We start from the raw sequence: 23,395 nt of genomic DNA, 5'->3' as shown, positions 1-23,395 counted from the left end.
GTAACATCTAACGTCCGAAATCCGCCCTTACTGTTACAGATCGAGACAAATGGATAAGCCGGCTAAAACAATCTCGTTCTGTAACAGGTAGCTGCCGAAATCAGCCTCTCGTGTTACAGATCGAGATGAAAGGGCAGGCGGCTCAACTCAATCTCGTTCTGTAACATCTAAACCCAATTCGAACCTCTACCTGTTACAGATCAAGACAAACGACCGACCAGACAACCCCGTCATAAAGAAAGGCTCCCCTCTCGCCCAGTGGACGGGAGGGGAGCCTTATATGTGACCACGGCAAAAGGATGGCAAAGCCGCAGTCGCCCAAAAGGAGGGCCTGATTGGATCGGGCCTAGATAAGGTTCTTGCCAGACACCTTATCGAAGAGGTGGGTCGCGTTCTTCTCGAACTTGAACCAGATGGGGTCGCCCGCCTTGAGCGCACCCTTGGCCTCGAGATCGACGACGGGAATGATCAGGACAAACTGGCCGTCGGGAGCGGTCACGTGGACGTGCTCGGTCGAACCCATGAGCTCGGTCACCTCGACGGTACCCTGGAGCGCACCCTCCTCGTCCTTGTCGGCAAGCAGAATCTGCTCGGGGCGCACGCCGGCCGTGATCTCCTTCACATCGCCGCCGTCCCAGTTGAGAGCAAGCTGAGCGCAGGTCTCGGGGGCGAGCGCCACGTTCATATCCTCGGTCTTGACGGTGAAGCCGTTGCCCGAGCGCACCAGCTGGGCATCGAAGAAGTTCATCTGCGGCACGCCGATAAAGCCGGCAACGAAGATGTTCGCGGGATGGTTGAAGACCTCCTGCGGGGTGGCGATCTGCTGGACGACGCCGTCCTTCATGACCACGATACGGTCGCCGAGGGTCATGGCCTCGGTCTGGTCGTGGGTGACGTAGATGAAGGTGCCCTTGATCTCGTGACGCAGCTTGATGAGCTCGGCACGCATCTGGTTACGCAGCTTGGCGTCCAGGTTGGACAGCGGCTCGTCCATCAGGAAGACCTTAGGATCACGCACGATGGCGCGGCCGATAGCGACACGCTGACGCTGGCCGCCCGAAAGCGCCTTGGGCTTACGGTCGAGGTACTCGGTGATACCCAAGATCTCGGCAGCGGAGCGAACCTTGCGGTCGATCTCGTCCTTGGGGACCTTCTTGAGCTCAAGCGTAAACGCCATGTTCTCGTACACCGTCATGTTGGGGTACAGAGCGTAGCTCTGGAACACCATGGCGATGTCGCGGTCCTTGGGAGCGACGTCGTTGACGCGCTTGCCGTCGATGAACACGTCACCCGAGGTGATGTCCTCCAGGCCAGCAACCATGCGCATCGTCGTGGACTTACCGCAGCCAGACGGGCCAACGAGGACGACGAACTCCTGGTCGTGAACGGTGAGGTTAAAGTCCTCAACAGCGAGCACGCCATCCTCGGTAACCTTGAGGTTGTGCTTCTTCTCCTCGGTCTTCTTCTTTTTGCCAAAGAAGCCCTTCTTTTTGGACTCGGTGTTGGGATACACCTTCTGAACATGCTTGAGAACGATCTCGGCCATGTCTTTACCTTTCGATATGCGGCGCCATGTTGAGGGCGCCACAGAAACTTGCAAAACAGTTACGGCATCAGCCCTTGACGGCACCTGCCACCACGCCGTCGATGATGTACTTCTGGCAGAGGATGTACATGATGACGATGGGGATAACAACCATCATGATGCAGGCCATCATGGGGCCGAGCTCGACATGGCCGTAGCCACCGCGGAAGTACTGGATCAAGATAGGAATGGTCTTGTACTTGGTGGAGTCGAGGGTGAGGTAGGGCAGCAGATAGTCGTTCCAGACCCACATGGTCTCGAGAATGCCGACCGAAAGATAGGTGGGCTTCATGATGGGAAGGACGATCTTAAAGAACACCTGGACCGGGTTGCAGCCGTCGATCATGGCCGCCTCCTCGATCTCGAGCGGGATGTTCTTTACAAAGCCGGCGAACATAAAGACCGCCAGGCCCGCGCCAAAGCCAAGATAGATAAAGCAGATGTTGAACGGCGTATTAAAGCCGATGCGGTCCGCCAAATTGGACAGCGTGAACATGAGCATCTGGAAGGGCACGACCATCGAGAACACGAACAGGTAATAGAAGAAGTTCGAGATCTTGTTGTTGACACGAACCACGTACCAAGCGCACATGGAGCAGCACACCAAGATCAGCACGACCGACGTGACCGTGATGATGAGCGAGTACATAAATGCCGAGGCAAAGCCCTGCTCGTTAAGGGCGTGCATGTAGTTTGCGAGGCCGTTGAACGTCTCGGGCGTGAGCAGATCGAATGCCGTGGTGGTGCTGATTGCAGTTGCCTTTTTAAAGGAATTGAGCGCAATCATGAACACGGGGTAGATCCACGCGAGCGACAGAATCGTAAAGAAAATCGAGAGCGCGCGATTGATAACCTTATCGCGTTTCATTACTGCTGCACCTCCTTGGACCTCGTGGCCTTAAGCTGAATCATGGAGATGGCCACGACCAGGATGCAGAAGATAACCGCCTTGGCCTGACCGATACCCTGCCATGCGATACCGGCACGCGAATAGAACGTGTTGTAGATGTTCAGGGCGAGCATCTCGGTGGAGTGCGCGGGGGCGCCGCCGGTAAGGGCGAGGTTCTGGTCGAACAGCTTAAAGCCGTTGGTGATGGACAGGAACAGGCAGATGGTGATGGTCGGCATCAGGTTAGGGATCTTAACCTTCCAAAATGTCTGCCATGCCGTGGCACCGTCGACCTTGGCGGCCTCGATGTAGTCGGACGGAATGGACTGCAGACCAGCGATGTAGATGATCATCATGTAGCCGACCTGCTGCCACAGGGTCAGGATGATAAGGCCCCAGAAGCCAGCAGCAGAGTTAAGGGCGATGAGCTGGGCGCCCACGTTGGAGAGCAGGCAGTTGATCAGAATCTGCCAAATGTAGCCCAGCACGATGCCGCCGATGAGGTTCGGCATAAAGAAGATCGTACGGAAGATGTTGGTGCCTTTGAGCGCCTTGCGGGTGAGCGCCTGCGCAATGGCCAGGGCGATCACGTTGATGAGCACCGTCGACAGGAAGGCAAACGCCACGGTAAAGAAGAACGACGTGGAGAACTGCGGATCGGACAGCGCGCGCACGTAGTTCTCGATACCGACAAAGTGCGCGTTACTAATGATAATAAACTGGCAGAACGAGAGATAGAAGCCCTGGATAAAGGGGATCACGAACCCGATCATAAACGCCAGGCACGTGGGCAGCATAAAGAGCGGCCACCAGCGCTTGAGTGCTTTGCCCATAAAAGGGTCCTTTCAATATGCAGGGGGCGGGCAAACCAACGTCTGCCCGCCCCCTGTCGCTAATCAGATAGCTTGGGCAGCAACTGCTTACTCGGAAGCAGCCTTCTCGGTCTTCCAGCCATCGACGAAGGCGTTCTTGACGCCGTCCCACTTGCTGTTATCGGCAGCGTAGGCAATCAGAGCCTGCTTGAGGTTCTTCTTCCACTCCTCGGAGGGGATGTAGACGAAGTCCCAAGCGACGGTCTTCTTGCCGTCCTTGGCCATGGCAACGGCCTGCTGCGAGAAGACGTTGGTGGTCTCCTTGGCGCTCTTGAACGGAGCGGTAAGACCCATCTTGTCGGCGATGATGCTGGTCGGAGTGTCAGCGGTGACGCACCAATACATGAAGTCCTCGGTGGCCTTCTGGGCATCCTCGGAAGCCTGGGAACTGACGCACCAGTAGTTCTCGCCGCCGGAGCACAGGCCCTGGTTCTCCTCGCCGTCAACACCGATGTAGATGGGCATCATGCCAATCTGATCGTCGGTCATGCCGGCCTTGACGAGGTCAGAGTAGGCCCAAGAGCCGTTCTGGTAGAAGACGGCCTTGCCGGTTGCGAACTCGTTGGTGGCGTCGTCGCCGGTCTTGGAAGCAAGCTGCGAAGGATCGCAGGTGGAGTCGGTGATGTACAGGTCGAAGATCTGCTTGTAGTTGTCGAGGAACTCACCCTTGATCTCGTCGTCCTCCTGGTTGTGCTCCTTCTCAAACTCGTAGTAGAGCGGCATGTTGGCAAGGTGGGTGGTGTAGCGCCAGCTGGAGGAGTCGTCCATGCCGGCGGAAGTGAAGGCACCCTCGACACCAAGCTCGTCCTTGCGGGCCTGGATGTCGTCGGCACAAGCCTTCAGCTTGTCGAAGGAGTTGATGTCCTCGGCCTTGTAGCCAGCCTTCTCGAGCAGCTGCTTGTTGTAAATAATGCCGAAGCTCTCCTGAACCCAGTCGATGCACACATCCTTGCCGTCGGACTGCAGAGCCAGGGAGTCGTCAATGAGCTCACCGCGGAGCTTGGTATCGGACAGGTCGGCGCAGTAATCCTTCCAGTTCTTAAGACCGGTGGGGCCGTTGACCTGGAACAGGGTCGGAGCGGAGCTCTTGGACATCTCGGACTTGAGCTTCTCCTCGTAGGTGTTGGAGGCGGCGGTCACGATCTTGACCTCGACGCCCTTCTCCTTCTTATAGGCCTTGGCGATCTCCTTCCACTCCTTGTCGACCTCGGGCTTGAATTGGAGGAAGTAGACCTCGGCAGCGTCACCAGAAGCAGAGGAGCCGGAGCCGGCAGAACCGCCGCAACCCACGAGACCCAGACCAAGAACCGCAGCCGCGGAACCAGCAAAGCCCAGGAACTGCCTTCTGCTCATTTCGTTCTTCATTACAATCCACCCTTTCACACCGTGGCGGCACCCTTTGCCGCCGCCTTCGGAGATTGCCTCGGGGACTTTGCCCCTTTTGCTGATTTGTACAATACGCTATTTGGCTAGTTGTTTGAACAAGTATTACTAGAGCGGTAGAAAAACTTCGGTGAACGGTAATTTCAACTTGATACTTGACAAGTTTTGTATAAACAATTATTTGTTATCGAATGCAGAGAAAACGCCCGGTCAAGCCGATGTACCGTCGGTTTGACCGGGCGTTTTCGCTTTGAGGGCATGAGTCTCGTCAGGCTGCGAGCTAGCCGGCTATCGCTTGGAGTTGACGCGGTAGTGGAAGATCTCGGGATGCGTGCGGGCATGCGTGACCTCGAACAAGACGCCGTCCGAGGTGTACGACTGGCTCTCCATGACGGCAACGCAGTTGTATTTGCCGAGGTCAAGATAACTGCAGTCCTCATCGTTGGCAAGCTCGACGCTCACCGTACGACGGCTCGCCATCACCTTGACGCCGCGTTTGTGCTCCAGATAGTCGTAAATTGATTTTGCGGCGATCTCGGGCGTCAGGCCCTTGGCGATCGACTCCAAAAAGTAACCATGGTCTACTTGGCGTGCATTGCCGTTAAGGCTTCGGACACGCACCACGCGAATCAACTCCTCGCCCACCTTAAAGCCCAGGCGACGAGAGAGTTGCTCAGTGCAAATCAAATGTTCAAAAGACTTGACCTCGGTCGATGCGACGGCATTGTTGCGCTTTGCAAATTCGCCAAACGACTCGACTTCCTCGAGTGCGCCCAGCATGTCGGTTTCGCCCTTGAGCCAAATAACGCGCACGCCCTTGCCGTGTATGGGCTGCACAAACATCTCGTCTGTCAGCATGCTCAAAGCGCGGCGGACGGTATTGCGCGTGCAGCCAAATTCCGCGGTCAACTCGGCTTCGGTCGGCAGCATCTCCTGAAACGCATAGGTCCCATTAATGATGCGCGAACGTATTTCTCGGTAGATTCCTTCGTATATCGCTTTTGGCATTGTTTCACCTCTACATTATTTATTTCCGGCTAGGCACGATAGCATTTCTTAAAGTTGTTTAAACCGAATATCGGTAAAGCGACAGGATTTAACCGTTGACGGTTTCTGTCGTGCCCAAATCGGTTTCGCTCAAAACTGCCGGTACAACAATCGTCTGGTCCTCTACAATGAATCCATTGTTTAAACGTTTCCCCACGCGCAACGCGCCTCGATATTCGGAAGGCAGAACATGCCGCAAAAAATCCAACGCTTTGGCGGGGCAATGTTCGCTCCCGCCATGCTGTTTTCTATATCGGGCCTCATGGTAGGCGTCTCCGCTCTCGCAACGACTGCGGACATCGTCGGCGATCTAGCCGTATACGGAACCCCTTGGTACGTTTTTTGGGCCATCATCCAGCGCGGCTCATGGACGGTCTTTAAGCGCCTCCCGCTCCTTTTTGCCGTAGCGCTGCCTATCGGTCTTGCCCAAAAGCAACCGGCACGCTGCTGCCTCGAGGCACTCGTGGCCTATTTTGCCTATTGCTTCTTTTTGAGCGAGATCATTAAGCTGAGCGGAGACAACCTTGGGCTTAAGTACCCGTCATCTTTGACCCCCGCCAACGGTATCACCGTCATCGACGGCATCAAGACGCTCGACACCGGCATTATCGGCCCGCTGGTGGTATCGGCAACCGTCGTCGCCATCCATGACCGCTTCTACGATGCCAAGGTTCCCGATTGGCTCGGCACCTTCTCGGGCTCCTCGCTGGTCTACCTCATCAGCTTTTTTGCCGTGTTTGCCCTTGCCGCTATCTCGGCCGCCATCGTGCCCTCCGTATACGCAATGACCGAAACGCTGCGCCATGCACTTACGAGCGTCGGCCCCTTTGGCGTGGGCATCTTTGTGCTTTTGGAGCGAGCGCTCGAGCCCATGGGGCTGCACCACCTGCTCTACATGCCGATCTACTACGACAACCTGGTCATTAACGACGGCATCTACGCCACGTGGAGCAGCTTGCTCCCCATCCTCTCCCATAGCACGCGCCCCCTTAATGAACTTGCGCCGTGGGCCGGTTTTACCGCCACCGGCTGGGTCAAGCTCTTTGGCCTTCCCGCCATCGCAGCCGCGTTCTACTCCACCGCAAAACCAGAACGCCGCGCTGGCCTCAGGGTCATCCTTGTTCCCGCCATCATCGCCTCGGTGTTTTGCGGCGTTACCGAGCCACTCGAGTTTCTCTTTATGTTCACCCACCCCAGGCTCTTTTTTCTCTACGCCGTCTTATCGTCTTGCCTTGCCACAACCATGAATCTCTTTGGCATCGTCGGCATCTTCTCGGGCGGCCTCATGGAGATGGCAGCCTTCAACTTTATTCCGCTCATGCGCACGCATGCCGGTGCCTATCTTTTGGCGCTCGGTATCGGCCTTGCCTTTAGCCTCATCTTTTTTGTTAGTTTTCGAGCACTCATCTTGATCTATGACCTTAAGACGCCGGGCCGCGAGGATCATGTCGCCAATCGCGCGGCAATCGATCGTTTAACGGAAAGCGGCTTTGCCAAAGAGCAATCTCCCAATGACGAAGTCAATAGTCGATCCGATCAAGATCACATCCTCGCTGAGCGGGTAATTCAGCTTTTAGGTGATGTTGGCAATATTGTGGGCGCAACCAACTGTGCCACGCGCCTGCGCGTCGAGGTCGCAGACCCTTCCATCGTTGCAGATAACGCGTCGTTTGTCGCGGTGGGCGCCAAGGGCCTCATCATTACGGGCAAGACCGCCCAGGTAATCATCGGCATCTCCGTTCCCCGCGTTAAAGAGCATTTTGACCAGATCATGGGCCTCGAACCGGAATTTGTGCCCACCACCTTGGCCTCCTCTGCCACCAGCGCAGCCCATAATCGCAGCGATATCTGTTTCTTCGATATCGACGGAACGCTCGCCTGGCAAGACCCTCGAGCGGCACAAGAGCTTCCCGAGAGCGAGCGTGACCTGTCCCCCTATCCCAACGAGGCGGTCTCGCAGGCCATCCGCGATTTCGTTGCAAATGGCAACATGGCCTTTATCTGCACAGGGCGCACCCTCAGCTGCATCCACCCCAAACTTCTAGAGCTGCCCTGGACCGGCATCGTCTGTCTTGCGGGCGGTTACGCCGAGATCAACGGACACGCAATTCGCGATCTGTCGATGACGCCCAGCATGCTGCAGCGTCTTGCCCCCTACCTTGAGCAATCGGGCGAGGTCATCCGCTTTGAGGGCCTCAACGGCGTCGTGCGCATGAGTGCCGATGCCCCCGATGCTCCCGGATACGCGCGCACCCTGGGCGACGCAGTCACGCAGCTGCAACATTACAGTGCTTACAAGATCTTGATGTCTACATCGCTCGCTAACCACATCGCTCAAGATAAGGCACTTGAGCCGCTGCTGTGCTTTAACGAGCTCGAACTCGAGGTAACCGAAATCTCGCCCCGCGAATGCACGAAGCGTGGGGGCATCCAGTCTGTACTCGACGCCCTCGATCCCCACCACGGAACCGTATACGGCATCGGCGACGCCAGCAATGACGTCTCGCTGATGAACGCCGTCGATGTCGGTATCGCCATGGGTAATGCGCCGGACTATCTCAAAAAGCGCGCCGACTACATCACCGACTCGGTCGACAAAGATGGCGTCGTCAAGGCGCTCGAGCACTTTAGGCTTATATAAGCAGCCGGCACGCGCACGCGTCCCGTTTCCCCAAATCGCCAAAACAGACGCGCCGGCAACTCCAATGTGGCAATATGGTATCTGCACACCGCAACGATGCAACCTAAGAAAGAATGCGAGAACCCGTGTCCAGTCCGTTTACCAGCTTTTTAGCCCAGCACTTTGACCAGATTAACGACTATCTGGCCACGTTCTTTGACGGACAGGCGACCTCTGCCGATATCGAGCGCTACTTGTATACCCCGCTTTCGGCATTTACCGCCAACGCCGGCAAGCGCCACCGCCCGCTTATCTGCATGCTCGCCGCAACCGCAGTGGGCGGCAGCTTTGAGAGCGCCCGCAGCGCGGCGGCGGCTATCGAGCACTTTCAGTCGGGTGCGCTCATCCATGACGACATCGCCGACAACGGCCAGCTGCGCCGCGGCAAGCCCTGCATGCACCTCACCGAGGGCACGGGGCTTGCTATCAACTGCGGCGACCTGGCACTTACCATGGTCACCAAGACGGTTCTCGACGATCCCACGCTTGAGGCAGACGTAAAGCTGCGCGTACTCCACGAGCTCACCGAGATGATCGTCCGCACCATCGAGGGTCAGGCGCTCGACTTGGGCTGGGTCCGTGACGGGCGTTTTGACATCTCGGTCGACGATTACCTGGACATGGCAACGCACAAGACCGCGTATTACAGCGGAGCCACGCCGCTTGCCGCCGGAGCCATCATTGGCGGAGGCAGCGAACAGCAGGTCGAGGCGCTGCGCGCCTTTGGCCTGCACACGGGCCTTGCCTTCCAGATCCAAGATGATCTGCTCAACTTGATCGGTACCAAGGAGGCCGCCAACAAGGACTTCCGTACCGACATCACCGAGGGTAAGCGCACGCTCGTTGCCGTGCACGCCCTGTCTGATGAGCGCTATCACGATGAGATTGAAGCGATCCTCTCCTCGGGCACCGAGGATCCCGCGCAGCTCGCGCGCGCCGTGGAAATCTTCCAGGAGACCGGCTCTATCGATTACGCCCACGCCTACGCGCTGGACCTAACCGCCAAGGCCAAAGCGGCCATCGAGAACGTTGAGCTTGATCCGCACGCACGCGAGCTGTTCCTCTCCATGGCAGATTTCTTTGTGGAGCGCCTTAACTAACGGGGGTTATAAAACCTGTCAGCAGCGTATTTAGGCACAACTTGCTACACTGTTGAGTGCATGTTTATGCATCCCTTTGCGTTGTCTATCCGACAGACGCTCAAATAGTACGAATGGTACGCCGAAAGGGGTTCGTTCATGGAACCTATTACAACGGGCATGCAAGGAGCAGCCGTCGAAGACGTGCAGTCTCGTCTCCTGCAGCTCGGCTACACGATTGATGCCGCCGAAGTTACCGACAAGTACTTTGGAGCCACCACTGAGCAGGCCGTCAGCACCTTCAGGCTCGACAGCGGCCTTGCTGCCGGTCATGCCGTCGATATCCCCTGCTGGAGCGCCCTTGTAGACGCTTCGTATAAGCTGGGCGACCGCACTCTCTATCTGCGCATGCCCAATTTCCATGGCGCCGATGTGCAGGCCCTGCAGCGCGCTCTCAACGTTTTGGGCTTTGCCTGTGGCGAAGACGACGGCTACTTTGGTCCGCATACCGAGGCCGCCCTGCAGCAGTTCCAGGAAAATGTCGGCCTGTTTGCCGACGGCATGGCCTTCCAGGACACCTACGCCTACATCAACCGCCTGCACCATGTGTGGGAGGGCAAGCCCTCGGTCACCGAAGCCGAGTCCCGTATCGGTTTTGCTCGCGCCGCCAACGTGCTCGAGCGCTTCCAGATTGCCGTTATCGGCGAGGACCCCATCGCACGCAGCGTTGCGTCGCGCATGTGGAATATCGCCACGGCAACGACCGACAACAGCGGCATGATGCTCTGCGACTCCGAGGTCCCAACCGACGTTGACCTAGTGCTCGAAATCGCAAGCGATGAGCTGCCCGCAGATGCAGCGCCGCGCGCCACGATCGCCCTCGCCGAGTGCCACAACCTGGCCCAGCGCATCCGCACTGCCAATGTCGCCGCGCAGCAGAAGCCGGCACGCATTCGCATTGAGCTCACGGGCATGACGCGCTACAACGGCACCTTCACGGCCAGCGACGCGCAGACACTCGCCGTACGCCTGCTCGATGGCGTTTGCGATGCCCTCGCAGATTAGGTAAACTAAACGAGTTGCTTTTGGGCAACACCACACATTGGGACGTAGTTCAACGGTAGAACTCCGGTTTTTGGTGCCGGCTGTTGGGGGTTCGAATCCCTCCGTCCCAGCCATTAAAATTGAGCGCCCTGAGCCCATAACGGCCCAGGGCGCTTTCTTGTGGGCAAGCGGAGGGATTCGAGAACCCGCAAGGGTGCGGAGCTGAGGAAACGCGAAGCGTTTTCCAGCGCAGCACGCAAGGAGCGAAGCGACGCAGCGGGGCGCGGCCGCCGAAAAGGCGGACGCGGAATCCCTCCGTCCCACAGCCGGCACTTGGAGACGTTCCTAAAGTGCCGGCACTAAAGGAACGTCTCCAAGTGCCGGCCTCCCAAAAATCTACCTTTAAAAGACAGGCGCCCCAAGCCCATAAGGACCAAGAGCGCCTTTCATCTAGAAAATATCAGCCCAGTTCCGAAAAGCGACCCGCATGCGACAACCAAGTAGCCGCAGGCCCCGGGAGAGTGGGGACACCGGCTTAGGTTTATCGCGAGTTCCGCACGAACAGGAGGCCACTTAATGTGGCCTCCGTCGTGAGCAGGACTGTAGAGCAGGAAACCTAAGCCGGTGTCCCCACTCTCCCGGGGCCGAACGCCCTAGTTGTTGAGCATGCGGTCGAAGCTTCCCGAGTCGCCATCCCGATAGTCTGCGGTCATCAGAATCTCCTGCGGAATGCGCCCGCCCTCGCGCAGCACGTTGCGGAACTGCACGCGCGTAACCATGGGCAGATCCTTGATCGTCGCTGCCAGGTTCTGCGGCACACCCTGGTTGGCAGCCGCGGGCTCGCACTCTCCGCCGGCCTTCACGCGACGCTTATGCTCGGCGAGCATGGCGCGGTACATGCCGGCATGCAGGCGAATCTCAACCACATTGGCATTGCGAGCCTGCTCGACGATGCGCGCGCCCTCGCGATCGATATCGCCCACGTAGTAGACGTAGTTAAAGCGATAGCCAATCTCGGCCAGATAATCATCCAGTGCGTGCGAGACGCTCGCTTTGCAGCCGCCGCCAAAAATCACGCCGCCCACCTTGATGCCAAAGAGCTTGGCGTGCTTGCGGCCACGCAGCAGCTTGACGATCTCGTCGTAGGTGTCCAGGTTCTCGACCATAATGAACGGCTTGTCGGCTCCCAGCGTAAAGAAGCCCGTAAAGTGCACGGGGCGATTGGGGGCGACCTTGATCGCCTGCATGCTGATGCCCTTTTCGGTCATACGCCTGATCAGGCGCTCACCGTGCTTGCCGTCAAAAGCCTTCTCGTCGTTAAAGATCTGGTAGGCACGCTGGCGGCGCGAGGCAACCGGCGTATCGGCACCTCGGTTCTGCTCGATCCAAGCCTGGATGATTGCGATTTCCTCGGCAATCTTGCGGTTGGACATCTCGTTGTGCTGAGTGCGCTGCGGAGCCTTTTTGCCGTCCTTGCCCTCGACCTTTACGATCTGTGTCTGCTGCTCCTTGATCTTGGAGAGCGCCATAGGCGTGGGGACAACCTTGAGCAGCTGCCTGCCTAAAACGCGGGCAAGGGCAAACGCCGAGACCTCGCCGTGGGCGGCCGACTCGGGCTGCTGGGCAGCAGTATCTACTGCGGCAGACTCCGGCTTCTTCTGAGACTTGCGCTTAGAATCGCCTTGGGAATTGCGCTCGCGCTTCGGCATAGACGCCTGCTTCTGCGGACGATCGGACTTGCTCTCCTTCGCTGACTGGCGCTTAGGCTGCCCCGAAGAAACCTCGGCCTTCGCATCCTCGTTCTGCGGCGTGGTCTTCTCGGTTGCAGTCTCGGCATGGGAACTGCGGCCTCCACGATGGCGACGGCGGCGAGGCTTGCTCGACGCGCTCTGCTCCGTCTGCTCATCAGTAGGCTGCTGGCCCTTGGCCTCGGCATCAACCTCAAGCTGCGGCTCAACAGGCTTTTGCTCGCGAGCCACCGGCTCAACGGCCTTCTCGTCCTGGGTGGTCGAAACCGACTCGCCCTTCTCCTGACGCTTTACGGGATACGCACGTCCCGCAAAACCGCGGCCGGGACGACACGAACCCGGAGCCTTCTTGGCAGACTCCTCAACATCGTCTGCAACCTCAGAAGACTCTTCAACCTCACGCGCGGCATCCTGCGCTGCAGCCTTAAAGTGAGCACCGCGACGACGCTTGGGCTCTTGGGCCTCCACGGGCTTTTGCTCCTTCGTGGGCTTCTGCGACTCGGCAGCAACCTCGGTCTCAACAGCCTCGGCATCCGTCTCGCCCTTTTGAGCAACGGCGCGACGGAAGCGCTCCTGCTGGGCGCGGCGCTGCGCATCGCGCTTGCCACCCCCACCAAAACCGCCGCGTCCTGCCTTGGCCGTAAAGGCACGCACGACGTTCTCATCGAGCAACTCATCGGTATCGACATGCCCACGCGGAGCAACTTCTTCCACAGCAGGCACGTCAGCGAAATCGTCGACGACAAAATCTTCGACGGACTCGGCAGGCTGCTCCTGGGCATCGCGGATCTCGGCATTGATGGTATAGAACGCCGGGCGCCCGTTAATGCCGCTACCCTCGATCTTGGTCACGATATTTGCCGCGATAAGCTCATCGCGCATCGCCTTGGTGTCGCACTCTTTATCGACGGAGCGGAAAATCTGCGCCAGCGCACTCGACTTAATCTTGAGCGCCTTGCGGCAAAGCAGGTCGTAGGCAACCAGCTTGGCACGCTCAGCAGAAAGCGACGTCTGGCTGCTCAGACGTTCAGCCAGGGCATCGACATTATTTTGGTTATCGGAATATACCGTCTTGGCCACGGGGCCCCTTTCATATGTACACATATACGTCTATATGGTACAACGCGCGCCCTTATCCACGCAAAACATCTGCGAGAACACTCGAGCATCACCCGCTTTTGCATGAAAAAAGGACCGAGCCCGCGAAGTCGCGGACCCGGTCTTTCCGAGTCATATAGATGTGGCGTTCAACTCGTCAGGTCGACTAAGCCTTGGCGGCCTCGGCGTCGGCAGGAGCCTCAGCGGCAGCGGCGCGGCCGTACTCGGCCTTGCCCATCTCGGACCACTCGGGCTCCTCGTCGGGCATGGAACCGGCCTCCTTGCCGAAGAGCTCCTTGAGGCAGTTGACGGCGACGATGAGGCCCAGGACCATCAGCAGGACGGCGAAGACAAGCTGCAGGCCCTTGGTGGCGGCGACGGAGACGGCGGCCGTGGTGGCGGTAGCCGGGATGGTGCCGAAGAAGCCGTAAGCCTGGACAGCGGCCATGCAGCCCATGGCGCTCTGGACCAGCGAGGTGAAGGTGCAGCAGAGCAGGAAGACGACGGGCACGTAGAGCATCCAGCCCTTGCGGCCGGTGCACTTGCAGAACACGGCGAGGGTGATCATGGTCATGCCGCCGAGCAGCTGGTTGGAAGCACCAAAGAGCGGCCAGATGTTGGCATAGCCACCAAAAGCGAGGGCGAGACCGGGAAGCAGGGTGACGACCGTGGCGAACCAGGGGTTGCCGAGGACCTTCATGTAGCCGGCCTTGGACTCGATGGCCAGGGCGTCGTTGGTCTGGGCAAAGAACTCGGAGAACGAGGTGCGGGCGATGCGGGCGACTGCGTCGAGCGAGGTCAGGGCCAGAGCGGAGACGTTCATGGTCATGAAGACGGTAGCGAGCGTGCCGTCAACACCGAAGGCCTGCATACCGCGGGAGATGCCGGCGGCGAAGATCTGGAACGGGGTGGAAGCGACACCAGCGTTGAGAGCGCCAGTACCGGCGGTGTTCATATCGGAGAACATGATGCCGGCGACGATGATGGCAAGGATGCCAACGAAGGACTCGACGATCATGGCGCCGTAACCGACCTTGACGGCGTCCTGCTCCTTCTCGACCTGCTTAGAAGAGGTGCCCGAAGATACGAGGCTGTGGAAACCGGAGAGAGCACCGCAAGCGACGGAGACGAACAGGACCGGGAACATCATGCCGGAGGCAGTGGAGAAGCCGGTGAAGACCGGAGCGGTGATAGTAGCCTGACCGTTGACGCCCAAGACGACGATGCCGAGGACAGCGCAGACGATCATGACGATCATCATGATCGAAGTGAGGTAGTCACGCGGGGTCTTGAGCATCTGGATGGGCATAGCGCCAGCGAAGACCAGGTAGACCATGACGACGGCGAACCACTGGAACTTATCCAGGTAGACCGGGAACTGCATACCGACGGCGAACATGAGAACCATGAGGACAACGCCGGTGACGAACTCGGCAGCGCCGGTGAGGTTGAACTTCTTCTGGGCCCAACCAAAGGCGATAGCGACGAAGGTGAACAGGATGGAGATGGTACCAGCGCAGCCGGCGGCATAGGACTTGGTGAAGTCGATGGCACCGGTAGCAGCACCAGAAGCGTCAATGGCCGGGGTGAACATGAACGTCTTGCAGACCATGTCGGTGAAGGCGGCGATGACGATGATGCAGAACAGCCAGCAGAACAGCAGGAACAGGCGACGGCCGGTCTTGCCGATGTACTTCTCGATGAGCTGAGCGAGCGACTTGCCGTTGTTCTTCATCGAAGCGTACAGGGCACCAAAGTCGTGGACGGCGCCAAAGAAGATGCCGCCGACGAGGACCCAGAGCACGACGGGCAGCCAGCCAAAGGCCATGGCGACGATCGTACCCGTGACAGGGCCAGCACCGCAGATCGAGCTGAACTGGTGCGAAAACGCGGTGAAGGCGGAGACGGGCGAGAAGCTGTTGCCGTCCTTCATGCGCTTGGCCGGCGTGAGGGCCTCTTTGTCAACGCCCCACTTGTTGGCCAGCCAGCGGCCGTAGCCCAGATAGCCGCAGGCGAGCACCGCCGCGGCCACAACCATGAGCAAAACTCCGTTCATTACATTTCCTCCTCTAAAAAGAACTTCCCAGACATAAAAAATGAGGGCCGTCGGTTGCGCTCGACGGCCCTCATCTTCATCAGCCGCCCGTTATCGTACGGGCTAGCTGTATGTGCTAACCCGCATCAGATAATTACTACGCTGATAATGTTTAGCTGATGCGTGAACATGTCTAAGAAATCCTCTTCAATCATGATGTGAACGATCCGTGCGTGCTCACATCCCCCAGTGGTTGAAAAGGAGTATGAAACTTTAGTTACCTAAAGTCAACGCAAATATGTAATGAATTTTCCACTTTTTTGAATTTCTCGGCATAAAACGCCACTGACCTCGGACTTTACCCAACAAAAGTTTTTGCATGAGAATTGCCCCTGAGAGCCGCGGGAGCCGGGCGGCGCATATGAACTTTCCTGCTCTACAGTCCTGCGCAAGACGGAAAGCACATTAAGTGCTTTCCTTTGCGTGCGGAACTCGCGATAAAGTTCATATGCGCCGCCCGGCTCCCGCGGCTCTCAGGGGCTCCCATCCCAAATGTGCGGAGCATAGCTCCGCACACCAACTTTTTCTTTCAGCTAAAGAACGCCGGAAATTCGACGCAGGCTTGTTGACCTTGCTGGACGCTGTCGACGCCAAACCAGCTCAGAAGCTATATCGATACAGAAAGGTCCCCGACCGGAGGGGCCGGATATAAGGTTTATCGCGAGTTCCGCACGCAAAGAAGGCCACTTAATGTGGCCTTCGTCTTGCGCAGGACTGTAGAGCAGGAAACCTTATATCCGGCCCCTCCGGTCGGGGACCGCACCCGTACGACTACAGCGTCATGTTTGGATCGGCGTCGACGTCGAACGGCGAGATTTCGCCTCGGTCGAATTTACGGCGAGCAACCTCCGCGATCATGGCGGCGTTATCGGTGCAGGCAGACAAGGGCGGCACCGTTACGCGGATCCCCTGACGCCCGAGCTTCTTGATCATCATCTCGCGCAGATGCGGATTGGCCGAGACGCCGCCACCGATGCAATACTCCTTGCACCCAGTGGCATACAGGGCGTTTTTGGCTTTCTTGTACTGCACGTCAAAGACCGCCGCCTCAAACGAGGCCGCTAGGTCGGGCAAGTGAATCGTGCGCCCGGCCTTGGTCTCCTGCTCGATGTAGAGCGTCACTGCCGTCTTGAGGCCCGAAAGCGAGAAGCGGTAGTCCCCCCTGCTGTTGAGCGCACGGGGAAAATCGATTGCCTTGGGGTTGCCCGTCTCGGCAAGCTTGGAGATGATGGGGCCTCCGGGATAGCCAAGGCCCAGCGCCTTTGCCACTTTGTCGAAGGCTTCGCCCACGGCGTCGTCAAGCGTCTCGCCAAGCACCTCGTAGTCGCCCCATGCCTTTACGTGCACGAGCATGGTGTGCCCGCCCGAAACGAGCGTAAAGATAAACGGGGGCTTAAGATCGGGCTGCGCCAACAGGTTGGCAAACAGGTGACCCTCCAGATGATTGACGCACACCAGCGGTTTGCCGGCAGCATACGCAAAGCCCTTGGCAAAGGCGACACCCACCACCAAGGCACCCACCAGGCCCGGACCTTGCGTCACACCCACGGCGGCAAGCTCACTTGGCGCAATCGCCCCGCCCTCAAGGCCCAGCGATGCCGCGGCATCTTCAAGCGCCGCATCTACGACACTCACAATCACCTCAACGTGCTTGCGCGAGGCGATCTCGGGCACCACGCCGCCAAAGCGAGCATGAAAATCAATCTGCGTCGACACCTGGTTGGCCAGCATCTTGCCGTCCGCATCGATAATCGCCACGGCCGTCTCGTCGCAGGAACTCTCGATGGCAAGCACCAGGCGACGGCGCTCGATTTCGGCACGCTCCTCAGCGGTGCGTTCGGGCGCGGGCAGCGGCCATACACGCTGTTCGGCAGCCGTCGGCTCGGGCGAGGCATTGTCGAGAGGAAGCACCAGGGGCAGCGGCGCCGTCATGACGATGGCATCCTTGCCGGCACCGTAATAGCCACGGCGACGACCCGCCTCGGTAAAGCCCAGAGCGGCATAGAGTGCAATTGCGACCTCATTGCCGTCCTCAACCTCAAGCGAAGCCGTGGTGCAGCCGAGCATCTGCGCGTCATAGCTCACGTGCGACAGAAGCTTGCGGGCGATGCCCTCGCGGCGATGCGCCGGATCGACGGCAACGTCCATAATCTGCACGTCCCCGTCGACGACCATACCGCCGGCAAGACCCAGCAGACGGCCGTCGTCGTGCGCCACCCACCAGCTACGCGGTGCGGCAACGTCCTCGCCCAGCTCGGACAGGAACATGCCCGGCGTCCACGCCTCGTGTCCGGCGCCTTCAAAGCAGGCGGTCTCCAGTGCGCTCGCGCCCTCGGCATCCGCCGCGCCCATGGGGCGGAATTGCAGATGACGTCCGGCAAGCTCGTCGGCAACACCTGTCACCTCACTCTGCGCGCTCTCGGCAAGGCCCAGACGCTTGCGCTCGTTTTCCTCGGCGTCCGAAAGGCGCGTATAGATCGGCAAGACGCGAGCCGGATCGCCATCGCCTGCGGCGTGCGCCATCAGCAGGCCCTCGCCCGAGGGCCACCATAGGTCTCGCTCCACGCAGCGCGCCGTCTCATCCTCGCCCAGCAGTTTGCCATAACGCACGAGACCGTCACCAGTTAACTGAACCTGATCCCAGTCCGCGGTCTGGCGCCACTCATCAAGCGCCACGGCGGCCTTGACCACGCGCTCGCGCTCAAACAGACGCTCGGGGCCCTCATCCCCCAGCACATAGAGCGCCGGGTACACCTCGCCGCGCATGGCATCGGCAAGAACACCAAGCTTGCCGCGTACACCGGCCTTCCATGCCGTCCAGGCGCACGCGTCAAGTGTCGACACGCCCAGCAACGGCACGTTGGCACCGCGTGCCAGACCCTTTGCGGTGGAGATGCCGATACGCACGCCCGTAAACGAACCCGGGCCGCGGCCGACCACATAACAGCCGACATCGCTGCGATTCAGGCCGGTCTGCTTCAGTAGGCCATCAACAGTATTCACGAGCTCCACGTTGGCATGGCGGCGACACAGATGGTCCCCGCTCACCAGCTTTGCCTCGCCTGTCTGCACATCAATCCAGCTTGCCGCGCAGGCAAGCATGTCGGTCGATGTGTCGAGCGCCACCACCAGCGCGTTGTCGTTATGCAAGCTCATCTTGTACAGCCTTATCTATCAAATGGGAAAGCTCATTCGCGCGCTCGCCGTGCGCCTCGAGCGTTATCGTTCGCACGTCGCTGTCGTCCTCATCGCGCTTAAGCGTCACCGAAAGATACTCATCTGTCAGTTCATCCTGAAACTGCTCGCCCCATTCCAGCAGGCAAACACCCTCATAGCCCAGCACGTCAAAAATGCCCGTATCCTCAAGCTCGTAGGCATGCTCCAGGCGGTACAGATCAAAATGGAACAGCGGAATACGTCCCTGGTCATGAACGGCCATGAGCGCGAACGTAGGGCTCGTGACCATATGCTCATCGCCCAGAGCGCGCGAGACGCCCTTGGTAAAGTGGGTTTTTCCCACACCCAAGCCACCGGTCAAAATCAGCACATCGCCATCTTCTAGACACGGTGCGATCAGCTCGCCAAAATGCTCCGTATCGGCAGTACGAGCCGTTCTATAGGTACCTACCCCCAGGCGCTCCAGGGACATATGCGCTCCTTATTATTCCGAGGCGGTCTCCGGCGCGGGGTGCCGCTCCAGATAGTCGCCCAGCATCTTAAAGTCTTCCTCCAGCAGCTCCTGCCACGCCGGATTGCGCAGCGCCGCCGCAGGATGAAACGTCGGCATCACCACAAAGTGGCCCATCTGATGGAACCTGCCGCGCAACTTGGTAATGCCGATCTCGGTCTTGAGCACAAAGTGCGTTGCAGGGTTGCCAAGCGTCACGATGATATCGGGCCAAATGCTTCGAATCTGCTCGCGCAAAAACGGTGAGCAAGCCAGCACTTCCTCGGGACGCGGATTGCGGTTTCCCGGAGGACGGCACTTAAGCACATTGGCGATATAGACATCCTCGCGCTTAAGACCTGCCAGGGACAAAATGCCGTTGAGGTCTTCACCCGCCGCTCCCACAAAGGGTTCGCCCTGCAAATCCTCGTTGCGACCCGGTGCTTCACCAATAAACATGACGCGGGCGCGGGGGTTTCCCACGCCAAACACGATATTGTGACGCGACTGATAGAGCTGGCAGAGGTGACAATCGCCCAGAACGGCCTCAATTTCCTCGAGCGCGACCTCACGTGGCGCCTGATGGGTATGGCCGGGGATGTGCATGACGCCCATGGCGACTCCTACACGTAAACCTTGTCGAGGCGCATGCCAAAGCCGCAGGCAACCTCGTAGTTAATCGTGCCACGCAGTCGGGCCATCTCATCCATAGTGATCTCGGCATCGCCATCGCGGCCGACAATAATCATCTCGTCACCATACTCGGCCTCGGGAATCTCGTGTGCCGGGTTGGACTGAATGGCGACCATAAACTGATCCATGCAGATATTGCCAACCTGACGCACGCGCTCGCCGCGATACAGCACATCCATACGATTGGAAAGCGTACGCGATAGGCCGTCGGCATAACCGATCGGCAGCGTGCAGATCTGAACGCGCGTACGCGGTACGCGGTAGGTAAAACCGTAGCCCACGCCCTCGCCCATCGCAGGGTGCGCCACGCGCGTCACGCGCGCATGGACACTCATAACGGGATCGAGCTGCATCACACGGCCACTCAGCTCGCACGGCTGCATGCCATACAAGCCAACGCCGGCGCGAATCATATCAAAATGCATCGAGGGGTCGAGCATCGAGGACGGCGTGTTGGCGCAGTGCACGATACCGCACTCAAAACCCGCATCCTTAATGGCCTGAACGGCCTCGGTAAAGCGCTGGCACTGCAGCTTGTAGTCCCAGCCCGAAGGTTCATCGGCCGTGGCGAAGTGCGTAAATACGCCATCGCACTGAATACCGCGATGGAAATCAATACCGCGGACAAAGTCGAGCACCTGCGTGTAATGTACGCCGATGCGGTTCATGCCCGTCTCGATGGCGAGATGATACTTGCCCACCTTGCCCGCCGCGACGGCACATTCGCCATACGCAAGAGCAAAGTCAGACGTATAGACCGAGGGCATGATATCGAACTCGAGCAACGTCGGAATAGCCTCGATAGGCGGCTCGCTAAGGATGAGGATGGGTTTCGTGATCCCGCCCTGTCGGAGCTCAACGCCCTCGTTAACCGTCGCCACGGCAAACATGTCGGCACCGGCCGAATACATAATCTTGGCGCACTCAACAGCTCCATGGCCATAAGCGTCGGCTTTAACCACGCAGCACAGGCGCTGGCGCGGATTCAGCAAATTCTTATAGGCCCTCGTGTTGCGGCGGAGCGCCCCGCGGTCGATCTCGACCCAGGACCAACGCGTCAAATCGGCTTTATTCATAATTAGTCATCCGACCCTTCGTCTGTGATTCCCAGATCATCGAGCGCATCCTTTGCCGCCAATTCCATGGCGGGACCAATCAAGTCGATAAGATCGGTCGCGATAACGCTCTTCTCGCCAAACTCCGTCGCCGCGGCAAAACCGGCATAGCTATGAAGCGCGACGGCATACGAGTACAGCAGCTCCCAGCGGTCCATCTCGTCGCGCATGGTGGCTAGCGTGCCGGCCAGAATACCCGCAAGAACGTCACCCGAGCCAGCGGTCGCCAAAGATGCCGGGCCCGAGAGCGGCAGCAGCACGCGCTCAACACCGCAAATGGCCGTCGTCGGACCCTTAGCGATAACAACGAGGTTATCGGAACCGGCGGCCCAGACAACCTTTTGCGCAGCAGCGATCGCGGTGCCAAGGTCATTGACCTCATCGCCGGCAACGAGACGCGAAAGCTCGCGATAATGCGGCGTCATGACGAGCGGCTGCTCGCGACGATACATCTCGGGATTGCTGTCGATGCCGTCGATTGCAATCTTGGCAAGGCAGTTGAGGGCATCGGCATCCAAGATAAGCGGCACGTCGAGCTCGAGCAGACCCGAAACCACCTGCATGGCACCGGCAGACGTCGTCATGCCGGGACCACACAGCACGCAGCTATATTTCTTGGCAATCTCACATACCGTCATGCGCGCAGCGGCACCAAAAGATCCGCGGGAATCAGATGGAATGGCAAAGACCGGAATCGAGGGGAGCGCCATGCGGATAAGGTTGGCACACGCATCCGGCGTCGCGACCGCCACATAGCCGGCACCTGCGCGGGCTGCGGACTTGGCAGCCATAATGGCGGCGCCAGGGTACTGTGCCGATCCGGCAACAATGAGCACCGAGCCGCGCGAGTACTTATCGATATTCGTGGGCAGCGGAGCAAAGTAGTCCACAAGGTCGCCGGGCTCCACAATCTCGGCAGCATGGTCGACATCGTCAATGACCTCATCAAGGCGATCATACAGACCACCGCAGACCAGATCGCCTGCATATTCGGGACCGTCAGCACTGTATAGACCAATCTTGGGAGCAATCATCGTCACCGTACGCTCGGCACGAATGCAGTCATCATCAACCACACCCGTCTCGGCATTCAGACCCGAGGGAACATCGATGGAAACAACGCAATCGGCATTTTCATTGACCGTGGGAATCCAGATTGAAAACGGCGCACGAAGATCACCGTGAAAACCAGTACCAAAAATGGCATCGACTACAACATCAGCCTTATCGATCAGCACCTCCAGCTCATCACGAGAGGGGCCGACACACACATGCACGTCGCGACCAGCAGTGCGACGGGCGACATGACGAGCGAGAGCGGCCGGGATCTCATCCGGCTCAACCGGGGAGACGATATCTACATCAACGCCCTTATGAGTCAGAATGTCAGCGGCAACCCAGCCATCTCCGCCATTGTTGCCAAAACCGACCAATACAAGAACGCGATCGGGGTTGAGCTTTAAAATCTCGTTGGCAGCAAATTCGCCCGCCAACTCCATGAGTTCGGCCTTCGAGGTACCCTCACGCTCGATAATATCTTCGAGGCGAACGACTTCCTCGGTACTCAAAACCGGTTTCATCTATGCTCCTAGCGCATCTTGCGGATCATCATCCAGATGTTCCGACAAAGCAGATTGTTGCAGCTGTTCAAGCTCGTCTAAGACAGAACGAGCCTCTTTAAATGTCTGAGCAACGCGCTCCTTCGTGCTCACTTTTTCTTCCTTGGGTTTAGGTCGAGCATCCTCGGTGATCGCAATGGCATTAGCGACAGCCAAGTCACCCGTCAGAGTAATAGAAAGAGCGACCTCGACAACGCCCAATTCCTGGGCGATTTCGAGAGCACGGCCCGAAAGCAGCGCTTTTGGCTTGCCGAGCTTATCGCGCGTTACGGAAACGTCTTTACGACCAACGCCCTGGCTAAAACCCGTACCAAGCGCCTTAAGCACCGCCTCGCGAGAAGCAAAACGACTGGCATAATGCGCGGCAGGACGAGACGAGGCATCGCAATACGAACGCTCTTCATCGGTAAACACGCGCCGAGCAAACGCGGGCGTCTTCTCAAGGATTGATTTCATTCGGGAAATCTCGACGATATCAACACCGATTCCGGCTTCGGCCATAATCACCTCCATGCTGCACAGACTATGATATTGTAGCCCGTTCGCAGAAGATGCAACAAGCGAGGGTCAAAAACACAACGACAGTGGAGTGATGGCCCTATAAACGCAAAAAGGGGGAGGCCGCGAGGCCTCCCCCTTCTCAATCCGTTGCGGCGGCTCGGTGCCGTCCACCGGTCAGCGGCGCCCTGGCCTCCCACGGGCTGACCCCGCAGTACTCTCGGCGCGATGGGGCTTAGCTTCCGGGTTCGGAACGGGACCGGGCGTGCCCCCCATGCTCTGG

The 23,395-nt window shown here is 58.7% G+C and carries 16 protein-coding genes, 1 tRNA gene and 1 rRNA gene; 4 read left to right on the top strand and 14 right to left on the bottom strand.

Features of this window, described 5'->3' with window-relative positions:
• Positions 1 to 346: 346 nt before the first annotated feature.
• The 5 genes from ugpC to AAAX35_RS08740 all read right to left on the bottom strand — a co-directional run bounded on the left by ugpC (position 347) and on the right by AAAX35_RS08740 (position 5,737).
• Entirely contained in the window at positions 347 to 1,546 is a 1,200-nt protein-coding gene (gene ugpC, locus AAAX35_RS08760; RefSeq protein ID WP_349117350.1) for a sn-glycerol-3-phosphate ABC transporter ATP-binding protein UgpC, read from the bottom strand.
• Between the two features lie 67 nt (positions 1,547 to 1,613).
• Entirely contained in the window at positions 1,614 to 2,453 is an 840-nt protein-coding gene (locus tag AAAX35_RS08755; protein ID WP_022095055.1) for a carbohydrate ABC transporter permease, read from the bottom strand.
• On the bottom strand, positions 2,453 to 3,307 hold the full coding sequence (locus AAAX35_RS08750; protein ID WP_006235864.1) for a sugar ABC transporter permease: 855 nt from the start codon (positions 3,305 to 3,307) through the stop codon (positions 2,453 to 2,455). Before AAAX35_RS08750 ends, AAAX35_RS08755 begins: the two co-directional genes overlap by 1 nt.
• An 87-nt stretch (positions 3,308 to 3,394) precedes the next feature.
• Complete coding sequence (locus AAAX35_RS08745) at positions 3,395 to 4,711, bottom strand: ABC transporter substrate-binding protein (RefSeq protein WP_006235863.1); 1,317 nt, start codon at positions 4,709 to 4,711, stop codon at positions 3,395 to 3,397.
• A gap of 306 nt (positions 4,712 to 5,017) precedes the next feature.
• Positions 5,018 to 5,737, bottom strand: coding sequence for a GntR family transcriptional regulator (locus AAAX35_RS08740; protein WP_349117349.1), 720 nt, complete (start codon positions 5,735 to 5,737; stop codon positions 5,018 to 5,020).
• 229 nt (positions 5,738 to 5,966) lie between these two features.
• Between AAAX35_RS08740 and AAAX35_RS08735 the strand changes: the two genes are divergently transcribed.
• The 4 genes from AAAX35_RS08735 (at position 5,967) to AAAX35_RS08720 (ending at position 10,713) form a co-directional block, all read left to right on the top strand.
• Positions 5,967 to 8,417: a PTS transporter subunit EIIC gene (locus AAAX35_RS08735; RefSeq protein WP_349117348.1), complete on the top strand. Its 2,451-nt coding sequence runs from the start codon at positions 5,967 to 5,969 to the stop codon at positions 8,415 to 8,417.
• A gap of 125 nt (positions 8,418 to 8,542) precedes the next feature.
• A complete protein-coding gene (locus tag AAAX35_RS08730) occupies positions 8,543 to 9,556 on the top strand; it encodes a polyprenyl synthetase family protein (RefSeq protein ID WP_349117347.1) in 1,014 nt (337 codons plus the stop codon).
• Between the two features lie 138 nt (positions 9,557 to 9,694).
• Complete coding sequence (locus AAAX35_RS08725; RefSeq protein ID WP_022094145.1) at positions 9,695 to 10,600, top strand: peptidoglycan-binding protein; 906 nt, start codon at positions 9,695 to 9,697, stop codon at positions 10,598 to 10,600.
• Positions 10,601 to 10,638: 38 nt separating this feature from the next.
• Positions 10,639 to 10,713: transfer RNA gene (locus AAAX35_RS08720), tRNA-Gln, on the top strand.
• A 519-nt stretch (positions 10,714 to 11,232) separates the two neighbouring features.
• On the opposite strand, the gene AAAX35_RS08715 is transcribed toward AAAX35_RS08720, so the two are convergent.
• The 9 genes from AAAX35_RS08715 to rrf form a co-directional block, all read right to left on the bottom strand.
• Positions 11,233 to 13,407: a hypothetical protein gene (locus AAAX35_RS08715; protein WP_349117346.1), complete on the bottom strand. Its 2,175-nt coding sequence runs from the start codon at positions 13,405 to 13,407 to the stop codon at positions 11,233 to 11,235.
• Positions 13,408 to 13,591: 184 nt separating this feature from the next.
• Positions 13,592 to 15,481 carry a carbon starvation CstA family protein gene (locus AAAX35_RS08710; RefSeq protein ID WP_349117345.1) on the bottom strand — a complete coding sequence of 630 codons (1,890 nt, stop codon included), beginning with the start codon at positions 15,479 to 15,481 and terminating at the stop codon, positions 13,592 to 13,594.
• An 810-nt stretch (positions 15,482 to 16,291) separates the two neighbouring features.
• Positions 16,292 to 18,676, bottom strand: coding sequence for a tRNA (adenosine(37)-N6)-threonylcarbamoyltransferase complex transferase subunit TsaD (gene tsaD, locus AAAX35_RS08705; protein WP_349117344.1), 2,385 nt, complete (start codon positions 18,674 to 18,676; stop codon positions 16,292 to 16,294).
• A complete protein-coding gene (gene tsaE, locus AAAX35_RS08700; RefSeq protein ID WP_349117343.1) occupies positions 18,663 to 19,169 on the bottom strand; it encodes a tRNA (adenosine(37)-N6)-threonylcarbamoyltransferase complex ATPase subunit type 1 TsaE in 507 nt (168 codons plus the stop codon). The genes tsaD and tsaE overlap by 14 nt, the downstream gene beginning before the upstream one ends.
• Positions 19,170 to 19,181: 12 nt before the next feature.
• Positions 19,182 to 19,802, bottom strand: coding sequence for a uracil-DNA glycosylase (locus AAAX35_RS08695; protein ID WP_349117342.1), 621 nt, complete (start codon positions 19,800 to 19,802; stop codon positions 19,182 to 19,184).
• Positions 19,803 to 19,810: 8 nt separating this feature from the next.
• Complete coding sequence (gene alr / locus AAAX35_RS08690) at positions 19,811 to 20,956, bottom strand: alanine racemase (protein WP_349117341.1); 1,146 nt, start codon at positions 20,954 to 20,956, stop codon at positions 19,811 to 19,813.
• 2 nt (positions 20,957 to 20,958) lie between these two features.
• On the bottom strand, positions 20,959 to 22,575 hold the full coding sequence (locus AAAX35_RS08685; protein WP_118081959.1) for an NAD(P)H-hydrate dehydratase: 1,617 nt from the start codon (positions 22,573 to 22,575) through the stop codon (positions 20,959 to 20,961).
• Positions 22,576 to 23,115 (bottom strand): holo-ACP synthase, encoded by a 540-nt coding sequence (gene acpS, locus AAAX35_RS08680; RefSeq protein WP_349117340.1) that lies wholly within the window; start codon positions 23,113 to 23,115, stop codon positions 22,576 to 22,578. It lies immediately after the preceding gene.
• A gap of 172 nt (positions 23,116 to 23,287) precedes the next feature.
• Positions 23,288 to 23,395: ribosomal RNA gene (rrf, locus tag AAAX35_RS08675) — 5S ribosomal RNA — on the bottom strand; the annotation flags it as partial.

It is taken from the genome of Collinsella sp. CLA-ER-H11, assembly GCF_040092445.1.
Lineage (GTDB): Bacteria > Actinomycetota > Coriobacteriia > Coriobacteriales > Coriobacteriaceae > Collinsella.
Note: the sequence above shows the minus strand (reverse complement) of the source record. Positions and strands in the feature narration are given on the sequence as shown.